Origin of the sequence: Aurantimicrobium minutum (assembly GCF_029892845.1) — a bacterium.
GTDB lineage: Bacteria > Actinomycetota > Actinomycetes > Actinomycetales > Microbacteriaceae > Aurantimicrobium > Aurantimicrobium minutum_B.
In genome coordinates, this window is sequence record NZ_JARXVT010000004.1 from 124,346 (window position 1) to 147,838 (window position 23,493).

Sequence of the window (23,493 nt, forward strand, 5' to 3'; positions counted from 1 at the left end):
CTGTGTCTGAAGGCCTGAAGTAAGTAAATACTGGAGCACGTTTTACATGACGCTTGTAGCAAAGAAGGCAGCCACTCAGGTTGCAATCAATGACATCGGTTCTGCTGAGGACTTCCTCGCCGCTGTCGAAAAGACCCTCAAGTTTTTCAACGATGGAGACCTCATTGAAGGCACCGTTGTCAAGGTAGACCGCGACGAGGTTCTCCTTGACGTTGGCTACAAGACCGAAGGTGTTATTCCTTCCCGCGAACTTTCCATCAAGCACGACATCGACCCTTCAGAGGTTGTCAAGGTCGGCGACACCGTTGAGGCTCTCGTTCTTCAGAAGGAAGATAAAGAAGGCCGCCTCATCCTCTCCAAGAAGCGTGCACAGTACGAACGTGCATGGGGCGATGTTGAGAAGATCAAGGATGCTGACGGCATCGTTACCGGTTCGGTTATCGAAGTTGTTAAGGGTGGCCTCATCGTTGACATCGGTCTTCGTGGATTCCTTCCTGCATCTCTCATTGAGCTGCGTCGCGTTCGTGACCTCACGCCTTACCTCGGCCAGGACATCGAAGCCAAGATTCTCGAGCTAGACAAGAACCGCAACAACGTAGTTCTTTCTCGCCGTGCGCTTCTTGAGCAGACTCAGTCCGAGAGCCGCAGCACCTTCCTGGTTAACCTCCAGAAGGGTCAGATCCGTAAGGGTGTCGTTTCCTCAATCGTCAACTTTGGTGCTTTCGTAGACCTCGGTGGCGTAGACGGTCTCGTCCACGTTTCAGAGCTCTCCTGGAAGCACATCGAGCACGCTTCTGAAGTTGTTGAAGTTGGCCAGGAAGTTACTGTCGAAATCCTCGAAGTTGACATGGACCGCGAGCGTGTATCGCTTTCGCTCAAGGCAACTCAGGAAGACCCATGGCAGGTATTTGCCCGTACCCACGCAATCGGACAGGTTGCCCCCGGTAAGGTCACCAAGCTCGTTCCATTCGGTGCATTCGTTCGCGTTGCAGACGGTATCGAAGGTCTCGTTCACATCTCTGAGCTCTCCAGCAAGCACGTTGAACTCGCAGAGCAGGTTGTATCTGTTGGTGATGACGTCTTCGTCAAGGTCATCGACATCGACCTCGAGCGTCGCCGCATCTCGCTCAGCCTCAAGCAGGCTAACGAGGGTGTTGACCCTGAGGGCACCGAGTTCGATCCAGCTCTCTACGGCATGCTCACCGAGTATGACGAGACTGGCAACTACAAGTACCCAGAGGGCTTCGACCCAGAGACCAACGAATGGCGTGAGGGCTTTGATGCCGCACGTGAGAAGTGGGAACTGGACTACGCAGCAGCTCAGGCTCGTTGGGAACAGCACAAGGTACAGGTCAAGGCAGCTAATGAAGCCGAAGCCAATATTCCTGATGCTCCAGCAGCTGCAGCTTCTGAAAGCACCTCTTTCTCCAGCGAGGCAGCTTCTGCTGGAACCCTCGCTGATGACGAGTCGCTTGCAGCACTTCGCGAGAAGCTTGCTGGCAACTAGTCACAAGAGTTATCAGATGGGTGGGTCCTTCGGGACCCACCCATTACTCGTTAAGCTGATGTTATGAAATTGGTTGGCCTCACCGGCGGTATTGGCTCAGGAAAGTCCACAATCGCGCGCCGTTTGGCAGAACATGGTGCACACATCATTGATGCAGATCAGGTGGCACGGGAAGTTGTTAAACCAGGCACACCAGCACTTGCTGAGATTGCTGCTGTCTTTGGTACACACGTCCTTTCAGCTGATGACTCTCTAAACCGTGACGTCCTAGGCGACATCGTTTTTTCTGACCCTGCTAAACGGTTACAGCTCAATGCCATCGTTCACCCTGCTGTTCAAAAGAGGACTCAAGAGCTCATTGCTCAGGCACCTCACGATGCAGTTGTCGTCTATGACGTTCCGCTTCTCGTTGAAACGCAGAACGAATATTCCTTCGACGAAATCGTCGTCGCGACAGCCCCTGAAAGTGTGCGCGTTGAGCGCTTAATGGAACACCGTGGCATGTTGGAATCAGAAGCAGCTGCACGTATTGAGTCGCAGGCCCCTGAAGAGGAACGCCTCAAGATTGCAAGTCACATTATTGACACCAGTGGCGACATTCTTCACACCTACTCTCAGGTTGACGCTCTCTGGTCTCAGCTAAAAAACGTAGACTAGGGGAGTGGACCCCCGACGATCTGAGAAGCCTTTCAAGGTCGTGAGCGAGTATTCTCCCAGCGGTGATCAACCAACAGCCATTGCAGAACTATCCGGTCGAATCAATGCCGGTGAGACAGACGTTGTTTTACTCGGAGCGACCGGTACCGGTAAGTCAGCAACCACAGCGTGGCTCGTTGAAGCGGTTCAACGTCCGACCCTGATTCTTGCCCACAACAAAACTCTTGCGGCTCAATTAGCTACTGAATTCCGTGAGTTGATGCCGGACAACGCGATCGAGTATTTCGTCTCCTATTACGACTACTACCAGCCTGAAGCATACGTTCCACAAACAGATACTTTTATTGAAAAAGACAGTTCGATTAACGCTGAAGTAGAGCGCTTGAGGCACTCCACAACGAACTCCCTCCTTACAAGACGTGATGTGGTGGTTGTCTCTACTGTGTCGTGTATCTATGGTTTAGGTGCTCCACAAGAGTATTTAGAAGCCATGATCACCCTCCAAGTGGGGGAGAAGATTCCTCGAGAAGCGATCCTTCGCCAATTTGTTTCCATGCAGTATTCCCGCAACGACATCGATTTCAGTCGGGGAAATTTTCGCGTCCGCGGAGACACTATTGAAATCATTCCAATGTATGAAGAGCTTGCTGTTCGTATTGAAATGTTTGGTGATGAAATAGAGGCTCTGTATAGCCTCCACCCACTCACTGGCGATGTCGTAGAGAAACTGGACATGGTCTCTGTTTTTCCTGCTTCGCATTACGTGGCCAGCGAAGAAATCATGAAGAAAGCCATCGTCACTATTCGTGAAGAGATGGAAGAGAGAGTTGCTGAGTTTGAGAAGCAGGGGAAGCTTCTGGAAGCACAACGTTTACGAATGCGAACCACCTTCGATCTCGAAATGATGCAGCAAATTGGATTCTGTTCCGGTATCGAGAACTATTCACGTCACATTGACGTTCGTGAACCAGGTGAAGCGCCTCAGTGTCTCCTTGATTATTTCCCCGATGATTTCTTGTGCGTCATTGATGAGTCCCATGTCACCGTTCCTCAAATTGGTGCAATGCACGAAGGAGACGCTTCTCGTAAACGCACACTGGTTGAACATGGATTCCGTCTTCCGTCAGCGATGGATAATCGACCTCTTCGCTTCGATGAATTCAAAGAACGTGTTGGCCAAACCGTCTATCTCTCCGCAACTCCCGGTAAATATGAGATGGGCATCGCTGACGGTGTTGTCGAGCAGATCATTCGACCTACAGGCTTGGTTGACCCACAAATCGTCATCAAACCGTCTCAGGGGCAGATAGATGACCTCTTAGAGCAAATACGTGTGCGTGCAGCTAAAGACGAACGTGTACTTGTCACAACTTTGACCAAGAAAATGGCAGAGGAACTCACTGACTTCCTCACCGAAGCTGGTGTGCGTGTTCGTTACCTTCACTCAGACGTGGACACATTGCGCAGGGTTGAGTTACTCACGGAACTTCGCCAAGGAGTATTTGACGTCCTTGTGGGTATCAACCTGCTCCGTGAAGGTTTGGACTTACCTGAAGTTTCTCTTGTCGCAATTTTGGACGCAGACAAAGAAGGATTCCTCCGTTCCGCAACGTCACTGATTCAGACCATTGGACGAGCTGCACGTAACGTCTCAGGTGAAGTGCATATGTACGCAGATGTCGTCACTAAATCAATGGCCCAAGCCATTGAGGAGACAACTCGACGCCGTGAAAAACAGGTTGCTTATAACCTCGCTCATGGTATTGATCCCCAGCCTCTTCGTAAGAAGATTGCAGACATCACAGCTATGTTGCAACGGGAAGAAGCAGACACTGCAGAGCTCCTCTCTGACACAGGGAATAAGAAGTCAAAGTCAGGTGCATCGCGACCCAGTACTTCTACTCTGCTTACCCCACGAATTGGTGCAGCCGGTGCTACTGAACTCGAAAACATCATCGGCGACCTCAATGAGCAAATGCTCGTTGCCGCTGCAGAATTAAAGTTTGAACTCGCTGCCCGATTACGAGATGAACTCTCGGAACTCAAACGTGAACTTCGCATCATGAAAGAAGCTGGACATGCCTAAACCACAGAACACACACTCACATTTGAGTGTCAAAGGTGCCCGTGTTCACAACCTGCAAAACGTTGATCTGGAAATCCCTCGTGATTCCCTAGTTGTCTTCACTGGGCTATCAGGTTCGGGCAAGTCTTCACTTGCCTTTGACACCATCTTTGCTGAAGGTCAACGTCGTTATGTTGAGTCCCTTTCTGCTTATGCACGTCAGTTCCTAGGCCAGGTCGATCGTCCTGACGTTGATTTCATCGAAGGCCTCTCTCCAGCTGTCTCAATTGATCAAAAGTCCACGAACCGTAACCCTCGATCAACAGTGGGCACGATCACGGAGATTTATGACTACATGCGACTGCTGTGGGCCCGTATCGGAATTCCGCACTGCCCTGAATGCGGCGAGATTATTCAGTCTCAGACTGTTCAGCAAATCGCTGATCAGCTCATGGATTTGCCGGAAGGTACTCGCTACCAAGTAGTAGCACCGGTTGTTTCACAGAAGAAGGGTGAGTTTGTAGATCTATTTGCTGAGCTCACTGCATCCGGATACTCGCGTGTCATTGTGGACGGAGAAGTTGTTCAACTTGCGGAAGCACCGGCACTCAAAAAGAGCTTCAAACACGATATTTCCGTGGTTATTGACCGCTTGGTAGCAGGTCCTGAACTTCTTTCTCGTCTCACTGATTCTTTGGAAACAGCTCTCAAGCTCACCAGCGGAACAGTAGAAATCAATTACGTTGACCAGGAAGGGGATGGTGCATGGCAATCATTCAGCGAGAAGCTCTCGTGCCCCAACGCACACCCCATTCAATTAGCTGAAATTGAACCACGCACGTTCTCGTTCAACTCTCCCTTTGGCGCTTGTCCTGTCTGCTCTGGATTAGGTACCAAGATGTCCGTAGATGAAGAGCTCTTGATGGGCGACCCTTCTCTTTCCATCAATGACGGTGTCATCATTCCTTGGGCTACCCAGGGTAAGGGTCTGTTCCAGTACTACGAGAAACTTCTCCTCGGTCTTGCATCAGATCTTGAGTTCTCTCTTGATTCACCGTGGGAAGAACTCGACGAAGAAGTTCGTGAAGCAGTCATGAACGGAAATAACTTTAACGTTCGCGTGAAATGGAAAAACCGTTACGGTCGTGAAGTTCAATACAGTTCTGGGTTTGAAGGTGTTGTTCCTTACATTGAACGTCAATATCTTCAAGCAGATACCGACGTTCAGCGTGCACGATGGGCTGAATACCTTCGAGAAGTACCTTGCGCCGAGTGTGCTGGACAGCGCCTGAAGCCAGAAGTACTTGCAGTCAAAATCAACGGTCTTTCCATTGCTGACCTTGCTGAGCTACCTCTGTCAGATGCACGTAATTTTATGGATGGCCTCACCCTCACCGATCGTGATGCCATGATTGCTGCCCAGGTTCTCCGAGAAATTAGAGCACGACTGAACTTCTTGATTGAAGTGGGTCTTACCTATCTCAATCTCTCACGTGCAGCCGGCTCGCTGTCCGGTGGTGAGGCACAACGCATTCGTCTGGCAACTCAGATTGGTTCCGGCCTGACCGGAGTCCTCTATGTCCTTGATGAACCTTCAATTGGTTTGCACCAAAGAGACAACCGCCGACTTATTGACACACTCATCAAGCTTCGCGACCTGGGTAACACACTCATTGTTGTTGAACATGATGAGGACACCATTCACACCGCAGACTGGATTGTGGATATCGGTCCCGGTGCAGGTGTTAACGGTGGAAAGGTTGTTCACTCCGGTGACTATGATTCACTTCTGAAGAACACTGAATCAATAACTTCAGACTATGTTTCTGGGCGCACAAAGATTGAAATTCCCAAGAAGCGACGTGCCATTGATAAAGACCGAGAAATCACGGTTGTGGGAGCTGAAGCAAATAACCTCAAGAAGGTCACTGCTACGTTCCCTCTTGGCACACTCACTGCTGTAACGGGTGTGTCAGGTTCTGGTAAGTCTTCACTGGTCAACGACATTCTTTACAAGGTGCTTGCCAACAAGCTCAACGGCGCTCGTACCGTCGCTGGTAAGCATGTTCGAGTTACCGGCTTGGAACACCTCGATAAGGTCATTCACGTTGATCAGAACCCGATTGGCCGTACTCCCAGGTCAAACCCTGCTACCTACACAGGGGTATTCGACAAGATCCGTACTCTGTTCTCTGAAACCACAGAGTCAAAGACACGTGGCTATCAGCAGGGACGATTCAGCTTCAACGTCAAGGGTGGACGCTGTGAAGCATGTGCAGGTGATGGCACGCTCAAAATCGAGATGAACTTCCTGCCGGATGTTTATGTTGACTGTGAGGTCTGCCACGGTAAGCGCTATAACCGTGAAACCCTGCAGGTTCGTTACAAGGGCAAGAACATCTCAGAGGTTCTTGATATGCCTATTGCCGAAGCAGCGGAGTTCTTTGAGGCAATCACGTCGATTCATCGCTTCCTCAAAACACTTGTCGATGTGGGCCTTGGCTATGTTCGCCTGGGCCAAAGTGCAACGACTCTCTCCGGGGGAGAGGCCCAACGTGTGAAGCTAGCAACTGAGCTTCAAAAGCGTAGTAACGGCCGCAGTATCTACGTCCTCGATGAGCCCACTACAGGTCTTCACTTTGAAGACGTTCGTAAACTCTTATTGGTTTTGAATTCTCTCGTTGATAAGGGCAACACCGTCATCGTCATTGAGCACAACCTCGATGTCATCAAGAGCGCTGACTGGCTGATTGACTTAGGCCCAGAGGGTGGAGCCGGTGGTGGAGAGATCATTGCTGTGGGCACGCCTGAACAGGTAGCTAAGAGCACCAAAAGCCACACGGCTACGTTCCTCCGAGAGATCATCGCGACCTAGTTATGGCCGATACCGTCCCGTATCGCCCCCAAACAGGCGATATTCCGACAGATCCCGGAGTTTATAGATTCCGAGATGAGTCTGGACGCATTTTGTATGTGGGAAAGGCTAAGAATCTCAGAGCTCGACTAACGAGCTACTTTGCACCTCTGAACACGCTCCATGAACGCACCCGTCGCATGGTCACCTCTGCGGCAAGCGTGGAGTGGACCATTGTAGGAACAGAATTTGAAGCCTTGCAGCTGGAGTTCACCTGGATTAAAGAGTTTGACCCACCGTTCAATATTCAATTTCGTGACGATAAGAGCTACCCCTATCTCGCTATCACTCTGGGGGAGAAGATTCCCCGTGTCATGGTGACGCGAACCCGAAAGATTGAAAATGCTCGATATTTCGGTCCCTATACAAAGACATGGGCAATCAGAGAAACGCTTGATCTGATCCTTCCCGTCTTCCCTGTGAGGACCTGTTCAGAGGGTGTGTATAAAAAAGCAGAGAAAGCGAAACGCCCTTGCTTACTTGGTGACATTGGCCGTTGCGCTGCTCCGTGTGCAGGGCGCGTATCACCTGAGGAACATCGCTCTATCGCTCTAGATTTAGCAACATTCATGACCGGAAAGAACGATGCCCACATCAAGAATCTCAAAGAGAAGATGGCGCAAGCATCCTCTAGTCAAGACTATGAATCAGCGGCAAAATATCGCGACAATATTCAAGCACTAGAAACGGTTGCTTCAAAGAGTGCTGTTGTGCTCAGCGATGACGTGGACACTGATGTCTTTGGTTTGGCTAGCGATGAACTCTCAGCCGCAGTACAACTGTTCATCGTTCGTGAGGGTCGTATTCGAGGAGTACATTCCTGGAATGTTGATACTGAATTAGACGTTTCGATTAGTGAACTCGTCGACAATATGCTCAGAACGGCATATGACAATGATGAGGTCCCTCCTCGTGACATCATCGTCCCTGAACTTCCAGAAGATGCGCCTGCTCTGACTACATGGCTCAGCGAGATTCGCCGAGAACGTCTGGGCGACGAAAGAGCCGCAAGCGTCAAGCTAAGAGTTGCTCATCGAGGGGATTTAGCTGCTCTTGCCAGCACCGTTAAACACAATGCCCAACAAGCATTGATTCTTTATAAAACTAAGCGGCGTGCCGATTACGTTACAAGGACCAAAGCTCTCAGTGATGTTCAAGAGGCGTTAGGGCTTCCAGAATCACCTTTACGAATTGAATGCTTCGACGTATCCCATTTGGGTGGAACGAAAATCGTTGCGTCCATGGTGGTTTTTGAGGACGGTCTTGCCAAAAAGAGCGACTACCGCAAGTTCAGCATTGCTCAAGCACGTGATGACACCGATGCCATGAATCAGGTACTCACCAGACGGGCTGCATATTTGACCGGTCAAGAAGAAGACACAGAAAAGAAGGCTTCAAGTTTCTCCTACCCACCTGGCCTGTTTGTTGTCGATGGAGCTTTACCTCAGGTGAATGCAGCCGCCAAGGCACTTGACGCAGCTGGTCTCTCACATATTCCCATTGTCGGATTAGCAAAACGACTTGAAGAGTTGTGGCTACCGGGTGAGAAGTTCCCCATCATTCTTCCTCGAAACTCAGAAGCTTTATTTCTTTTTCAACAGCTACGCGATGAGGCGCATCGTTTTGCCATCACGTTCCAAAGAGCATCGCGAAAACGCGACATCAATACCGTCTTGTCAGAAGTTCCCGGGATGGGGCCGGCAAAGGTCAAGGCTGTCCTGGCTCAGTTTGGTTCAGTTGCACAGTTACGCAAAGCAAGTGTTGAAGAAATTTCTCTCACACCACAGATCAGCCCAGCAATTGCTCAAGCAATCAAAGACACTTTGTCTAACCGCTAATTTTTGAGTTCACTCACAGCAAGATCTGTTCTGTCAGTTACGATTCCATCTACTCCGGCATGAATCAGTTGTGACATCTTCTCGGGGTCGTTGATTGTCCACACATGCACAAGAACACCAGCTTTGTGAAACATCGTCACTAGACGGGGTGAGGCAATGTTTATTCCAAGAGCACGAGCAGGAATTTGAACTGCGTCAAAAGGTTTCAAGAGTTTATTGACGAGCCATTGCTGTCCGAACAATCCCGCGAAGAGTGCAGGGGCAAATTCCTTCACTGAAGGAGAAGACGCTGTTCCAGGAGCAAGCAACATTATCGCTTTACGCCTAGTTGCATCAAAAGAAGTAATGAGCACTCTGTTGTGAGCAGAAAATTCATTGATGTCTTCAGCTACGGGCTCAGAGGCTTCACTGTTCTTGATGTCGATGTTGAACTTCACATGAGGGAATTTCGACAGTGCTTGATGCAAAGTGGGGATGTATTCGGGGAGTTCTGAAGCCATTAATGAATTGAGAAGAACTCCATCGATATCGTCATCATGGAACAAAACTGCCACACCGTCTTTTGTGCCATGTGCGTCTGTTTCAATGAAATCTGCACCGGCATCCAGAGCCGCTGTGAATGCCTTCAAAGAGTTGGGCTCAACATTCAGTGCGAGGCCTTGGTGAGCAAGAATGTGGGGGAGGGCTGAATCCAAATACGGGTGCACGGCTAGAGGCTAACACTCTCGCGGCTTGGTAGTCTGCTTGAGGAAACTTTTACAAAGGAGACTGACGTGTCGAACCCATTAGCTGCCGGATCACTTTCTGGAAAGCGCGCTTTAGTTACTGGATCTTCCCGCGGTATTGGCGCTGACACGATCAATTATTTTGCTGAAGCAGGCGCCAAAGTTGTCGTGAATTTCCGCAACAAAGAAGCTCGCGCTCTGAAGATTGTTGATGCGATTAAGGCAAATGGCGGAGAAGCCATTGCTGTGGGGGCTGACCTCACTGATCCATCTTCGGTTGCAGCAATGTTCTCCGCAGCACAAGATGCATTTGGCGGTCTTGACATCCTCGTAATGAATGCGTCCGGAGGCATGGAAGCCGGGATGGGCGATGACTACGCCATGAAACTCAATCGAGACTCTCAGGTGAATCTCCTCAAGGCAGCCCTGGAGGTTCTCGTGGATGGAGCTCGTGTGGTTTTTGTCACCAGCCACCAAGCACACTTCATCCGCACCACTCCAACCATGGACGAGTACCTTCCTGTAGCGCTGTCTAAGCGTGCTGGGGAAGATGCGTTGCGTGACATGATTCCTGAACTTGAAGCCCGTGGTATCGGTTTCACCGTCGTATCGGGAGACATGATTGAAGGCACTATTACTGCCACCTTGCTAGAGCGAGCCAACCCTGGTGCGATCAACGCTCGTAAAGAATCAGCTGGAAAGCTCTATAACGTTAGTGAGTTTGCTGCAGAGGTAGCTCTTGCTGCAGTTGAGCCAGTACCTGCAGATAACACTCGCCTCGTTGGCGACGTGAGCTCTTTCGTAGCGGAGTAACCATGGCGCGTCCGGCGCACCGAAGAGTTTCGAGGGTGGTTCTCTTAGATGAACACGATCGCTTCCTGCTCTTACTTACAGCTTCACCACGTTTACAGACACCAGTAGTTCGATGGCTTACTCCAGGCGGGGGAGTAGAAGATCACGAAACCCATGCCGAGGGTGCTATTCGAGAACTGTTTGAGGAAACCGGCTTACGAGTTGATTCAGTGGGTGATCCCATTTGGAACATTGAAGGCAAGTCCGTCTTCAACGATGGTCACGTTCAAACCACATATAGCGAATATTTCGTGGTGAGAACACAATCATTTGAGCTGACAAATGAACATTGGATGGAAAACGAGTTCATTGACATCACAGATGTTCGCTGGTGGACTCTTGACGAACTTATGAACTCGGGAGAAAAGTACTCGCCCGAACCGCTTCCTGATGTCATCCAGAAAGCAATTGATTGTTCTCTTAACAACTAAAAAAGGCCCGGATTATTCCGGGCCCAATTTAGAAGCAAAAACTTTAGATTGTGTTCTTTGCTGCTTTGCCAATCATGATTGCACCAATGATTTGTGCGACTGCAATCACCAACAGGAAGATTCCAGCGATCATTGTCAGCACAGCTACACCCTCAAGGGGAAGCAGGACAACAACGATTCCAGCGATGACAGAAATGATTCCTGCAACGATGGAAAACGCCTTGGACGGAGACTTGGAAGATTCAACCATGCTGACAATTCCGTCAATAATCCACGAGACACCGATAAGGATGCCGATAACGGCAAGAATTTCTGCCGGGTGAATGACGGCAAGTACGCCAACAACGAGAAGCAACAGGCCAATGATGATGTTCAGTGCACGGCCAACTCCGCCGAATGCGCCAGAGAACAAGCCTGTTCCCAGTCTTACAGCACCACGAACGATGAAGTAAATACCGAACAGAACAGCAACTACTTCAAGAACCTGTCCGGTAGCAGTGAGGATAAGGACTCCGAAAAGTGCTGAAAGAATCGCACCAATAATCAGACCAGTACGGATGACTTTGATGGTTTGTTTCGCAGTTTCGTGGCCATCGCCGTAGAAAGCGAAACCCTGAACGTCAGGGGAAGAATTGGACATAAGAGCTCCTTTGTAAGCGTAGAACGCAGTATCAGGATAATTCCCTGGCACCTGTTTCGGTTTATTGCTTGCGCCGGTCGGTGGAAATTGGCAGTCTGATGCTGTGGCCAACTCCTCACTCATCAACGGCAATGTGTCTTTCTGGTACACCGAAGCAGGATTCCCTTCAAGAACTCCCTCTCTCGCAGAATCCTTGACGTGTGATGTTTGCATTGTCGGAGCTGGTTACACCGGCATGTGGACTGCTTACTATCTTAAAAAAGCTGCTCCTCACCTCAGGGTCGTCGTATTTGAACAACAGTTTGCTGGTTTCGGAGCTTCAGGACGAAATGGTGGCTGGCTCACAAATTCAGTAACAGGAGGACGGGACCAGTACGTTTCTTCACATGGCAAGGAATCTGCACTGGCCATGCAGGCAGCTATGAACCACACAGTCGACGAAGTGATCCGAGTGTGTGAGGCCGAGGGAATTAGTGCCGACATCGTCAAAGGTGGCGAACTCAATGTCGCTTTCAATCCTGCACAGCATGCGCGCTTGATTGAGTGGGCAGAAGATGAACATTCGTGGGGTTACGACGAGGTACAAGTCTTTGGCAGCTCAGAAACGTTGTCCCGAATCTCTATGCCAAACGTAGTCTCGTCCATTTGGCACCCTCACTGTGCACGTATTCAACCTGCGAAATTGGCACAAGGCCTTCGTCAGTTAATACTCAACCTCGGGGTTGAACTCTATGAAGACACCACAGTGGATGAAATCCGTCCACATCAAGCAATCACTGCGCGAGGCATTATTACCGCTGATCACGTCATTCGAGCCACAGAGGGCTTCACAGCCAACCTCAAAGGCGTGCACAGACAAGTTCTACCCATGAATTCTTCGATTATTGTCACTGAGCCGTTGCCCGAGGGCGTATGGGATGACATTGGCTGGACTGGCAGCGAAACTTTGGGAGATATGGCCCATGTGTATTTCTATGCTCAGAGGACTGCAGATAATCGAATTGCCATGGGAGGCAGGGGAGTGCCCTACCGTTTCGGTTCGAGAACAGATACGAACGGCACGGCACAAGAAGCCACAGTTCACACGTTGATGAATCTGACGCGCACACATTTCCCGCAGACTGCCAATTTTGAATTTGAACATGTCTGGTCTGGTGTTCTTGGCGTCCCACGTGACTGGTCAGCTGCTGTGAATTATGTCAGTTCCACAGGAGAGGGTTCGGCTGGTGGTTACGTGGGGACAGGCGTGACCACAACTAACCTGGCAGGTCGAACTCTGACAGACCTCATATTGGGTAGACAAAGTGATCTGACGGCTTTGCCCTGGGTAAACCATCAAGTGAGAAATTGGGAACCTGAACCTTTGAGGTGGATTGCTACTCATGGTTTGTACGCTGCTTATGGTTTTGCTGACTCACGAGAACAACGAAGTAGTTCTACACGCACGTCCGTAGTGGCAACACTTGCTAACAAGATAACTGGGCGTCATTAATTGGGTATTAGTCCGATAATACACATTATGTCAGGTTATAAATTTCCCGTCAGTACTGATCACTCCTCACTGATTCGTAACAATTGAGGGCTACAACTTTGACTCTTCTACGAATTGATTCATAGAGTTCAGGAATGAGCACTACTTTTCCAAAGCCTCGGATTTCTCACTATGCAGGTGTTCTGTGGGGTTTGCTCGGAATACTTGCTTTTTCCTTCACACTCCCCTTCACCCGAGTGGCAGTAGAGACAATCAGTCCTTTTTTCATGACAACGGGCCGAGCGACACTAGCTGCCATGTTTGCACTCATTGCTTTTGCAATCGTGAGACCGCAGAGGCCTAACCGACGCCAAGTATTTCGTCTCACTGTTGTTGCTCTTGGAGTAGTTGTTGGTTTCCCTTTATTTACCTCTTTAGCACTGCAGAGCGTGCCCTCAGCGCATGGAACTGTCGTTATTGCTCTACTTCCGGCAGTTACGGCTCTTTTTGTCGTGATTAGGACTGGTGAACGGCCAAGTGTTCTCTTTTGGTTTGCCTCAATTGCTGGTGCAGCTGCTGTTGTGGTCTTCCTGACACTCGGAAGTGGCTTTTCAGGAGTGAGCCTTCCAGATATCTATTTGGTCCTTGCAGTCGTGCTAGCAGCTATTGGTTATACCGAGGGTGGATTACTCTCCAGGGAACTGGGTTCTTGGCAGACCATTTGCTGGGCACTGATCATCTCATTACCTCTCATGGCTCCCCTGACTGCCGTAAATGCGTGGCTCGTTCCCTTGTCACAGGAACCAGTTGCATGGCTTTGTTTTCTATATACAGCTGTATTCAGTATGTTTCTAGGATTTTTCGCCTGGTATCGCGGCCTCGCTATTGGACCTATGACATCCGTGAGTCAGGTTCAGCTGAGTCAGCCCGTATTCACCTTGCTGTGGTCTGCACTGATTCTTGGAGAAGTTCTCACCCCTGACATCCTCATTGGTGGAGCCGTGATTATTGCGCTTGCGTTTACAGCTGTGAGGGCACGTGTGAAAACCTTTGAACCCTCTAGTGTTAGTAAGTGATGACCACAAAAAAGCTTTCACCACGAAGTTGGTACTGGTACACATTCTTTTCGTTTGGTATCCAGGGTCTCTTTTTCTCCACGTGGGTGAGTAGGACACCTGAAATACAGAAATTGCTGGGGCTTGATACAGCTCAAATGGGTTTATTCACCCTTGCAATGGCGATAGGTTCTCTCGTTGGACTTTTAGCTGCAGGGCGAATAATCGCCCATTATGGAGTTCGACTCGTTCTAATTTCTTCATATGCAATCGGTGCGATTGCGTTAGCTTTTCTAGGAATTTTCTCTCAACAAGGAAACCTCGTTTTATCAACTGCTCTACTGATTCTGGTTGGTATGTCCGGTGGTGCTGGCGGACTTGCCATCAATATTGAGGGGGCGAACGTTGATCGAAATTCAACAAAGAGCTTGCTTCCTTCTCTCCATGGAGCTTTCAGCCTTGGTTCACTTATCGGTGGCGCAATTGGAACAGTTGCCATCGTTGCCGGCATAAATGTTCAAATGAACTTCATCCTTATGTCCATTGTGGTGTTGCTTGGCACCGCATTTGTTCTGACGAAACTCCCTGAAGAATCAGGTAAGCATGTACACGACAACATGAATACCGAAGAAATACGAACAATCCCTTCTGCAAAGGAACGTCGTTCTGTCTGGCGTGAGCCTCAAACGCTCATGGTTGCATTCATTGTTATCGGCTTTAACCTGGCAGAAGGCACAGCAAGCACTTGGCTTCCCATCGCGCTTGTAGATGCGGGGCTATCAAGTGCCATCGCTACAGCTTCTTTTACAGTGTTCGCTGGGGCCATGGCTGTTGGAAGACTTAGTGGTGGTTTGGTCGTTGACAAGCTTGGTCGTTCTCGATCAATTCTGCTTTTTGGAGCGTTAACAGCAGCTGGAATTCTCGTAGTGATATTGACTGGATTTATTGCGTTACCTCTTGTAGGTGCAGCCTTGTGGGGGCTTGGTAACTCTGTCGGGTTCCCTTTATGCGTCTCCGCAGTTTCAGAAGAACCTCGTCTCGCAAGCTCACGAGTAGGTGTGCTGTGGATTTCTAGTAATGCTTCTGGAATTACCGGTCCCCCGCTATTGGGCTTCATTGGTCAAGTCGCAGGCCTATTCACAGCATTCCTGGTGCCCTTCTTCCTCCTCATGGCAGGAATGGCCTTCAATCGTGCGACACGAACACACACAACTGTCGACGCGCGTCGATGAATGTGATTCAATAACTACATGTCGACTCCTGTTGGCGGAACAAAGTCGTTTCGCTCCCAAGCAATCATTCTCTTTGCCTACTTCCTCGTTTTTGGCGTAGGTGGTGCATCGTGGCTTGTCCGCTTGCCTGAAGTGCGTAGTTACATCAATGTGTCAACCTCAATACTGGGTTGGGTACTTTTTGCTGGCTCTGTCGGAGCCCTCACGTCACTGCTGCTCTCCGGAAGGTTTGTTGCACGTTTCGGAGCCCGAGCCGCTGTAGTTGTTGGTTTCACCACCCTGGGTATTGGTCAGGTAATTCAAGCGCTCTCTCTGATTGGTGAAGCACCTCTAGGTGTGGCAATTGGTGGATTAGTTGCAGGCTTAGGTTACGGAATCGGCGATGTGGGAATCAATGTCGAGGGTGCGGAACTCGAAAAAGCACGCGGCAAAAGTCTGCTTCCACAACTTCATGGAGCCTACAGTTTGGGAGCATTAGCAGGTGCTGGGATCGGCACTATCGCGATCATCACCCAGTTCTCTCTTGTGATTCAGATGATTGTTATCGCAATCATTACAACCTCAATCGCGTGGTTCACCTACAAGAAATTGCCTGCTGATACTGGCAAGTCTCTCGTCACAACTGCCGGCGTGAAAGCGAAGCGTGAACGTGTTGTTCTTTCTCGTCGGATACTGTTCCTTGGGCTTGGAATCATGGGGCTCTCGCTTGCCGAGGGCGGCTCGAACGACTGGTTAGCTCTCTCAGTTGTTGATGACTATAAACTCGACACCACAACCGCTGGAATTACCTTCGCGATTATGACGTTGGCCATGGTCATCACTCGTTTCTCAGGCGGCAAACTTGTTGACCGTTTCGGTCGTGTTTTTGCTCTTCGACTTCTCGGTATTGCAGGAGTACTTGGCATTTTGATTGTGATCCTCTCCCCCACGATTTATCTCGCCTGGGTAGGTGCAGCTCTGTGGGGTGCCGGTGTGGCATTAGGTTTCCCACTCTTCATTTCAGCTGCTGCAGATGGCGAAAACTCTTCTCAACGCGTTGCGACAGTTACGACGTTTGGATACATCGCCTTCTTGGTTGGTCCCCCACTTCTTGGCTTCTTAGGCCAGGCCTGGGGCCTCCTCAATATGTTCTATCTGCTTGCCTTCTTTGTTGCCTGCGCAGTGTATTTTGCTGGTGCAGCAAAGCCACTGGCACAAGACTGACTTCCCCGTGGCTCACACTTGCGCTGATAGATTTCTGACATGAACAAGCCACGTTACGTTCTGGCCATTGATAACGGGACAACCAGTACGAGGGCAATTCTCTTTGACCATGCCGGTAACAAATGTGGGACTGGTCAACTCGAAACCACTCAAATATTTCCTAAGAGTGGGTGGGTCGAACATGATCCACTTGAAATCTGGGCTAACACTGTCAGAGTCATCGAATTAGCACTGGAACAAGCAGGGGCAAGCCCTGAAGATATATCAGCTGTAGGAATCACCAATCAGCGTGAAACGACAGTTCTATGGGACAAGGCCACAGGCATTCCCGTATATAACGCGATTGTCTGGCAAGACACCAGAACTCAATCCATCATTGATGCCGTTGCATCTGCTGGGCTTGCAGTTCCTGACGTGAATCGTTACAAGAACAAGACAGGGTTGCCGCTTGCGACCTACTTTGCAGCGTCAAAAATTGTATGGATTCTGCGTAACGTTCCAGGCACTCTGGAACGTGCACATGCTGGTGAACTCGCTTTCGGGACCATCGATACCTGGTTGCTCTGGAACCTCACAGGTGGAATCAACGGCGGTAAGCATGTCACGGATGTGACAAACGCGTCACGAACTTTGTTGATGAACCTTGAATCACTTTCATGGGATGAAGAATTACTTTCTTCTTTCGAAATACCTAGTGAAATACTTCCCACAATTGCGTCATCGTCTGAAATTTATGGGACAGCAATAGCTCCGCTTACGAGTGTGCCTGTCTCCGGGATTCTGGGAGATCAACAAGCTGCAACTTTCGGTCAAGCAGCTTTCACCCGTGGTGAAGCAAAAAACACATACGGAACAGGCAACTTCCTCATCTTCAATACAGGTGAAGATATTGTTCATTCCCAGAACGGTCTTCTCACAACTGTCGCCTACAAACTCGGTAACGGAAATGCCCATTACGCCCTTGAAGGTTCGATCGCTGTCACGGGTTCGCTGATTCAATGGCTACGCGACAACCTGGGGATCATTTCTTCCGCCAGTGAAGTGGAGACACTTGCTCTGTCTGTTCCGGACAACGGCGGTGCGTATTTTGTTCCAGCGTTCAGCGGTCTTTTTGCTCCTCACTGGCGACCAGATGCCCGAGGAGCGATTGTGGGTCTGACCCGTTTCGTGAATAAAGCTCACATTGCTCGAGCCGCGTTGGAAGCCGTTGCTTTTCAAACCCGTGAAGTATTAGACGCAACAAATGCAGATACCGGCGTAAAGCTGTCAGAAGTGCGCGTAGACGGTGGAATGATCGCCAACGAACTCTTGATGCAATTTCAAGCAGACCTGCTGGGTGTACCCGTTATTCGACCAGTTATTGCTGAAACGACGGCATTAGGTGCTGCTTATGCAGCTGGATTAGCTGTAGGTTTCTGGGCAAATACCGATGAACTTCGAGGTTTGTGGCAAGAAGAAAAGCGCTGGCTTCCTCAGATTGACGATTCTGAACGCGCAAAACTCCTCAGAGTTTGGAACAAGGCAGTTGAAAAGAGCCTGAACTGGATTGATGAGGATTCAATTCAACTTTAACGCTGAGTTGCCGCTATCCACTTCTCAAGCTGAAGTGTTGCCCTGCCGGAATCGATAGATTCTGAAGCGATCACAAGCTTTTCAGACAGACGCTCAGTAATTGGTCGAAGGACCTGTGATGAATCTTTTGCAAGGTCATAAGCAACAAGACCAGCAGCTGCATTGAGCAGAACAATGTCCCTAACAGCCCCCCGTTCTCCGGCGAGAGTGTCCTTAAGAATCTGTGCGTTGTAAGAGGGTTCTCCCCCGCGGAAATCTTCCAAATTTGCTCGAGCAATGCCCAGATCAGAAGGATCTAAGTCGTGTTCAACAATTTGGCCGCGTGATACTTCCCAAATGTGACTGTGACCTGTTGTCGTCAGCTCATCTAATCCATCATCACCACGGAAAACAAGAGCTGTCGCATCTCGAGTGCGGAAAACACCGGTAATCAAAGGGACACGGTCAAGCTGTGCAACACCGACCGCGGAAGCTTCCGGGCGGGCTGGATTACACAAAGGCCCTAAAACATTGAAGATGGTGGGCACACCGAGTTCGCGACGAGCTTCGGCAACATGACGAAAACCAGGGTGAAATGCAGCTGCGTAGGCGAAAGTAATGCCTGTCTCATTGAGTACATCAGCAACCTCAGTGTTGGAGAGGTTGAGATTAATGCCGAGTTCAGAAAGGACATCGGAAGACCCAGAAGCGCTACTGGCTGCCCTATTTCCATGCTTTACAACGGGAATACCTGCTGCGGCAGCAACGATTGCTGCGGTGCTTGAGATATTCACCGTGTTGTGGCGATCTCCCCCGGTGCCAACAATGTCCAGGGCCATAGCAGGCACGGGTAAATCAAGGGCATTGGCTAGAACAGCATCTCGGAAACCAACAACCTCATGTACAGCCTCCCCCTTAGCGCGCAAAGCAATAAGGAAGCCGGCAATTTGAGCATTAGTCGCGTTTCCCGTCACGATCTGATTCATTGCCCATTCAGCTTCTGAAATGGATAAGTCAGTTCCGCTCAGGATTGCACTGAGCAAATTTGCCCAGGAGATGTTTTCCGCCATAGCTAACAGGGTACTTGCACAGCGTGGCGAGAGTCGATTGCACCCATGAGGAATGTGAATTCCGGCATAATGGAAGGGTGACAGCAGCCACTATTACACCAGCCCCCTTATCGTCTTCTGTGAGTCGACCCAACCCTGTTGCGGTCGGAACAATTGTTTGGCTTGGAAGCGAAGTTATGTTCTTCGCTGGCCTCTTTGCCATCTATTTCACATTGCGCGCAGCAGTGCCTGAAATGTGGGCAGAAGACTCCGCATTGTTGAACTTCCCGTTCTCTTTGACCAACACAATCATTCTGGTTTCGTCCTCAGTGACGGCTCAGTTTGGTGTGTTTGCTGCAGAACGACTTCAGTCACGCGCTACAGGTTGGAAGCCTTCTCAGTGGGGAATGGTTGAATGGTTCTTCCTCACTTATGTCCTCGGCGCGATCTTCGTGACTGGTCAGGTCTACGAATACGCCATGTTGGTCAGTGAAGGAATTACGTTCAACGGAAATGCTTACGGAACGGCCTTCTACCTGACAACTGGTTTCCACGGTCTTCACGTAACCGGTGGTTTGATCGCCTTCTTGCTCGTCATTGGACGCGCATTTGCTGTCAAGAACTTCGGACACAAGGAAGCAACGAGCGCCATTGTTGTTTCCTACTACTGGCACTTCGTGGACGTGGTCTGGATTGGCCTCTTCCTCGTCATCTACGTACTCAGATAACAAACGGACGGTATTGAACTTCATGCGTAAGAACATGTCTGAATCAAAAGCAACTCGACGTAACGGTCGTCGTGGTCCATTGGCTTCTGTTGCACTCATCTTGATTGGCCTCGTAGCAACCGGTGGAGCATATGCAGCTCTCAGCACCGCATCAGCTAGTGCCTCCGTTGACCTCAGCTCCCCCGCTGTCATCGACGAGGGTCAGAAGCTGTTCGCTGCTAACTGCTCAACATGCCACGGCCAGCAAGCTCAAGGAACTGCTAACGGTCCAAGCTTGATCGGTGTTGGTTCAGCTGCGGTTGATTTCCAGGTTGGTACTGGTCGTATGCCTATGCAGATGTCCGGCCCACAGGCTGAACAGAAGCCTGTTCAGTTCACTGACGAGCAGACCAAAGCACTTGCTGCTTATGTAGCTTCTCTGGCACCTGGTCCAGCTATCCCAGCTCAGTCTGAGCTTGAAGGTGGAAATGTTTCCAACGGTGGAGAGCTCTTCCGCATCAACTGTGCAATGTGCCACAACGTTGCTGGCGCTGGTGGAGCACTTACCGAAGGTAAGTACGCACCAGAACTCAAGGGTGTTGCTGCCGTTCACGTTTACGAAGCAATGCTTACTGGCCCTCAGAACATGCCTGTATTCAATGACTTGAACCTGTCCCCTGAAGAGAAGAAAGACATCATCTCTTACCTGACCTACATTCAGGAAAACCCTTCTGCTGGTGGTTTGGAACTTAGCAACTTGGGTCCAGTTTCTGAAGGTCTCTTCCTGTGGGTATTCGGCCTGGGTGCAATTGTTGCCTTGACCGTGTGGGTCACTGCGAAGTCAAACTAAGACTTTCACGACGAGTTTAGTAAGAATCTTGAGGAGAAACATGGCTAAGAACGAGAGTGGCAAAGCCGATATCGTTCCTGCGAACAGCGCAGAAGCAACAGGAACAGGTGTTGTTGCACCAGATGCATTCGCTAACCCTGGTTTGCCACCCCACCGTCCACGTGTAACCGACCTTGATCCCAAGGCTGCCAAGCGTGCAGAACGTGTTGTCTACGTCTTGTTCTACCTGTCAATCGCAGCCAGCGTGTTCGCTGTCTACGCTTACATGTTCTTCCCCATCGAGCCTGAAAATGTTCACTCGGTTCGAATGAACACCCTGTACCTCGGTCTTGGTATTGCTTTCTCTCTTCTTGCTATTGGTATTGCTGCTGTCCACTGGGGCAAGGCAGTTATGTCTGACAAGGAAGCCATTGATCACCGCCACCCAGTTCGAGGCACAGAGGAAACTCGTGCACGTGCTGTAGAAATCTTCCGTGAATCTGATGAAGAATCTGGATTTAGCCGTCGTACACTCATTCGTAACGGTCTCATTGGCGCATTGATTGCATTCCCACTTCCTGCAATTGCGCTCTTCCGCGGACTTGCACCAATGGATGTTGACCCTAATAACGAGCTCAAGCACACCTTCTGGAAGAAGGGTATGCGTTTGACTCGTGACCCACAGGGAACTCCAATCAAGGCGTCGGAACTCACCATTGGTTCCGCTTTCCAGGTCATTCCTGAAGGTCTCGTAGATCTTCCCGAGCACGAGATGCTCGATGCAAAGGCAAAGGCTGCAGTTCTTCTAGTTCGTTTGAAGAAGGAAGATCTGAACTGGACCAGCGAGGAACGCGAAAGCTGGTCTTATGAGGGAATCGTCGCTTACTCGAAGATTTGTACTCACGTTGGTTGCCCTGTTGCCCTCTACGAGCAGCAGACACATCACCTCCTGTGCCCCTGCCACCAATCGCAGTTCGATATTGCGAATGAGTGTGCTGTGATCTTTGGACCTGCAGCTCGCCCTCTCCCCCAACTTCCCATCACTGTTGACGCAGAGGGTTACCTCGTTGCAACAAGCGATTTCACCGAACCTGTAGGACCTAGCTTCTGGGAGCGTGCTAATTGAGTAACGTAACTGCACCTGCGCAAAGTGGTGTCGTAGGAAAATTCTCGAACTACCTCGACGAACGCACCAGTATTTCGGGTGCTGTCAAGGAATTCGGTCGCAAGGTATTCCCCGATCACTGGTCATTCCTTCTGGGTGAAGTTGCTCTCTACAGCTTCGTCATCATCCTTCTGACCGGTAGCTTCCTTACCTTCTTCTTCCAGGCTTCGATGACGCCTGTCCACTACGAAGGCTCTTACGTTCCCCTCAAGGGAATCGAGATGTCGGCAGCAATGGCCTCTACCCTGGATATCTCCTTCGATATCCGTGGCGGCTTGCTCATGCGTCAGATTCACCACTGGGCAGCGCTTCTCTTCGTAGCGAGCATCGGTCTCCACATGCTCCGCGTCTTCTTCACTGGCGCATTCCGCAAGCCTCGCGAATTGAACTGGTCGATTGGTTTCGTCCTGTTCGTTCTCGCAATGGCGGAAGGCTTCACCGGTTACTCACTTCCTGATGATCTGCTTTCCGGTAACGGTCTTCGAATCATTGACGGAATGGTCCTTGGTCTTCCCGTTGTTGGTACATGGATTACGTTCCTCCTCTTCGGTGGAGAGTTCCCAGGATCCGACATTGTGGGCCGTTTGTACTCACTGCACATTCTTCTTCTTCCTGCCTTTGTTCTGATTTTCATCGTGCTTCACTTGATGTTCGTCATCATTCACAAGCACACTCAGTACCCTGGCCCCGGAAAGACAGAAGAGAACGTAGTCGGTTTCCCCATCCTTCCTGTTTACGCAGCAAAGGCTGGTGGATTCTTCTTCCTGGTATTCGGTGTTGTAGCACTTATCGGTGCAACAGTAACCATCAACCCGATTTGGAACTACGGTCCATACGACCCCTCCCCTGTGTCTGCAGGTACACAGCCTGACTGGTACATCGGTTTTGCTGATGGTGCGCTCCGTCTGGTTCCACCACACCTCGAGACCTACTGGTTCGGCTACACCTGGTCGTGGAACATCATCATTCCTGTTCTGCTCCTCGTTGTTTTCCTCGCAGCAGCATTTGCCTACCCCTTTGTAGAAGCTTGGGTTACTGGCGACAAGCGTGAACACCACCTGCTTGACCGCCCACGTAACGCACCTGTACGTACCGCAATCGGTGCTGCTGGTGTTACCTTCTACGCAGTCCTCTGGGCAGCAGCTTCTTCGGACATCATTGCTACGCACTTCAAGGTAACAATGGAAGGTGTCATCAACACTCTGCAGATTATGCTGATTGTTGCTCCCATCATCGCCTTTATGACCGCAAAGCGAATTGCTCTGGCTCTTCAAAAGAAGGATCGTGAGATTCTCCTTCACGGTTTCGAAACAGGTCGCGTGGTTCGTCTTCCCGGTGGCGAGTACACCGAGGTGCACCAGCAGCTTGACGCATATGACCGTTGGCAGCTTGTCTCCTACAACGACAATGCTCCCATCATGCTTCGACCTAACCCTCAGGGAAAGATCACTGCTGGCATGCGAATGCGAGCATCAATGTCTCGTTTCTTCTTCGAAGACCGTATTGCTCCTGTTTCGCAGGAAGAATACAAGCAAGCTCTCGAGCACGCTCACCACTAAGCACACAGACAGAAAGCCCCTCTTCGGAGGGGCTTTCTTCATA

19 protein-coding genes are annotated in these 23,493 nt (G+C 50.2%); 16 read left to right on the top strand and 3 right to left on the bottom strand.

The window, feature by feature from the left end; translation table 11 throughout:
• Positions 1-46 precede the first annotated feature (46 nt).
• From rpsA to uvrC, 5 genes are all read left to right on the top strand, one after another.
• Positions 47-1,507, top strand: coding sequence for a 30S ribosomal protein S1 (rpsA, locus tag M2118_RS06620; RefSeq protein ID WP_280795136.1), 1,461 nt, complete (start codon positions 47-49; stop codon positions 1,505-1,507).
• 63 nt (positions 1,508-1,570) lie between these two features.
• On the top strand, positions 1,571-2,164 hold the full coding sequence (gene coaE / locus M2118_RS06625; protein ID WP_280795137.1) for a dephospho-CoA kinase: 594 nt from the start codon (positions 1,571-1,573) through the stop codon (positions 2,162-2,164).
• A gap of 4 nt (positions 2,165-2,168) precedes the next feature.
• Complete coding sequence (gene uvrB, locus M2118_RS06630; RefSeq protein ID WP_280795138.1) at positions 2,169-4,250, top strand: excinuclease ABC subunit UvrB; 2,082 nt, start codon at positions 2,169-2,171, stop codon at positions 4,248-4,250.
• Entirely contained in the window at positions 4,243-7,104 is a 2,862-nt protein-coding gene (gene uvrA, locus M2118_RS06635) for an excinuclease ABC subunit UvrA (RefSeq protein WP_280795139.1), read from the top strand. Before uvrB ends, uvrA begins: the two co-directional genes overlap by 8 nt.
• A gap of 2 nt (positions 7,105-7,106) precedes the next feature.
• A complete protein-coding gene (gene uvrC, locus M2118_RS06640) occupies positions 7,107-8,981 on the top strand; it encodes an excinuclease ABC subunit UvrC (RefSeq protein WP_280795140.1) in 1,875 nt (624 codons plus the stop codon).
• On the opposite strand, the gene M2118_RS06645 is transcribed toward uvrC, so the two are convergent.
• Positions 8,978-9,688, bottom strand: a complete 711-nt coding sequence (locus M2118_RS06645; RefSeq protein WP_280795141.1) for a glycerophosphodiester phosphodiesterase family protein — start codon at positions 9,686-9,688, stop codon at positions 8,978-8,980. The genes uvrC and M2118_RS06645 overlap by 4 nt on opposite strands.
• Before the next feature lie 66 nt (positions 9,689-9,754).
• Here M2118_RS06645 and M2118_RS06650 point away from each other — a divergent pair, with 66 nt between their 5' ends.
• Together M2118_RS06650 and M2118_RS06655 are read left to right on the top strand one after the other, a co-directional pair.
• Complete coding sequence (locus M2118_RS06650) at positions 9,755-10,519, top strand: SDR family oxidoreductase (RefSeq protein WP_280795142.1); 765 nt, start codon at positions 9,755-9,757, stop codon at positions 10,517-10,519.
• A 2-nt stretch (positions 10,520-10,521) separates the two neighbouring features.
• Positions 10,522-10,989, top strand: coding sequence for an NUDIX hydrolase (locus M2118_RS06655; protein ID WP_280795143.1), 468 nt, complete (start codon positions 10,522-10,524; stop codon positions 10,987-10,989).
• A gap of 43 nt (positions 10,990-11,032) precedes the next feature.
• Here the strand turns inward: M2118_RS06655 and M2118_RS06660 are convergent, their stop codons facing one another.
• Positions 11,033-11,629, bottom strand: coding sequence for an HdeD family acid-resistance protein (locus tag M2118_RS06660; protein ID WP_280795144.1), 597 nt, complete (start codon positions 11,627-11,629; stop codon positions 11,033-11,035).
• Positions 11,630-11,732: 103 nt separating this feature from the next.
• On the opposite strand from M2118_RS06660, the gene M2118_RS06665 reads away from it, so the two are divergent.
• The 5 genes from M2118_RS06665 (at position 11,733) to glpK (ending at position 18,162) form a co-directional block, all read left to right on the top strand.
• Positions 11,733-13,121, top strand: a complete 1,389-nt coding sequence (locus tag M2118_RS06665; protein WP_280795145.1) for an NAD(P)/FAD-dependent oxidoreductase — start codon at positions 11,733-11,735, stop codon at positions 13,119-13,121.
• A gap of 134 nt (positions 13,122-13,255) precedes the next feature.
• Positions 13,256-14,176 carry a DMT family transporter gene (locus tag M2118_RS06670; protein WP_280795146.1) on the top strand — a complete coding sequence of 307 codons (921 nt, stop codon included), beginning with the start codon at positions 13,256-13,258 and terminating at the stop codon, positions 14,174-14,176.
• Positions 14,176-15,387: an MFS transporter gene (locus M2118_RS06675; protein WP_280795224.1), complete on the top strand. Its 1,212-nt coding sequence runs from the start codon at positions 14,176-14,178 to the stop codon at positions 15,385-15,387. The genes M2118_RS06670 and M2118_RS06675 overlap by 1 nt, the downstream gene beginning before the upstream one ends.
• Before the next feature lie 18 nt (positions 15,388-15,405).
• A complete protein-coding gene (locus tag M2118_RS06680) occupies positions 15,406-16,590 on the top strand; it encodes an MFS transporter (RefSeq protein ID WP_280795147.1) in 1,185 nt (394 codons plus the stop codon).
• A gap of 39 nt (positions 16,591-16,629) precedes the next feature.
• Positions 16,630-18,162, top strand: a complete 1,533-nt coding sequence (gene glpK, locus M2118_RS06685; RefSeq protein WP_280795148.1) for a glycerol kinase GlpK — start codon at positions 16,630-16,632, stop codon at positions 18,160-18,162.
• On the opposite strand, the gene trpD is transcribed toward glpK, so the two are convergent.
• Positions 18,159-19,211 carry an anthranilate phosphoribosyltransferase gene (gene trpD, locus M2118_RS06690; protein WP_280795149.1) on the bottom strand — a complete coding sequence of 351 codons (1,053 nt, stop codon included), beginning with the start codon at positions 19,209-19,211 and terminating at the stop codon, positions 18,159-18,161. The genes glpK and trpD overlap by 4 nt on opposite strands.
• A 77-nt stretch (positions 19,212-19,288) precedes the next feature.
• Here trpD and ctaE point away from each other — a divergent pair, with 77 nt between their 5' ends.
• Genes ctaE through qcrB form a run of 4 tightly spaced genes read left to right on the top strand, consistent with a single transcriptional unit; the run spans position 19,289 to position 23,450 of the window.
• Complete coding sequence (gene ctaE / locus M2118_RS06695; RefSeq protein ID WP_280795150.1) at positions 19,289-19,918, top strand: aa3-type cytochrome oxidase subunit III; 630 nt, start codon at positions 19,289-19,291, stop codon at positions 19,916-19,918.
• Between the two features lie 34 nt (positions 19,919-19,952).
• Positions 19,953-20,747 (top strand): cytochrome bc1 complex diheme cytochrome c subunit, encoded by a 795-nt coding sequence (gene qcrC / locus M2118_RS06700; protein WP_280795151.1) that lies wholly within the window; start codon positions 19,953-19,955, stop codon positions 20,745-20,747.
• Between the two features lie 40 nt (positions 20,748-20,787).
• Entirely contained in the window at positions 20,788-21,852 is a 1,065-nt protein-coding gene (gene qcrA / locus M2118_RS06705) for a cytochrome bc1 complex Rieske iron-sulfur subunit (protein WP_280795152.1), read from the top strand.
• Positions 21,849-23,450 (top strand): cytochrome bc1 complex cytochrome b subunit, encoded by a 1,602-nt coding sequence (gene qcrB, locus M2118_RS06710; protein WP_280795153.1) that lies wholly within the window; start codon positions 21,849-21,851, stop codon positions 23,448-23,450. The genes qcrA and qcrB overlap by 4 nt, the downstream gene beginning before the upstream one ends.
• The last annotated feature ends 43 nt before the right edge of the window (positions 23,451-23,493 follow it).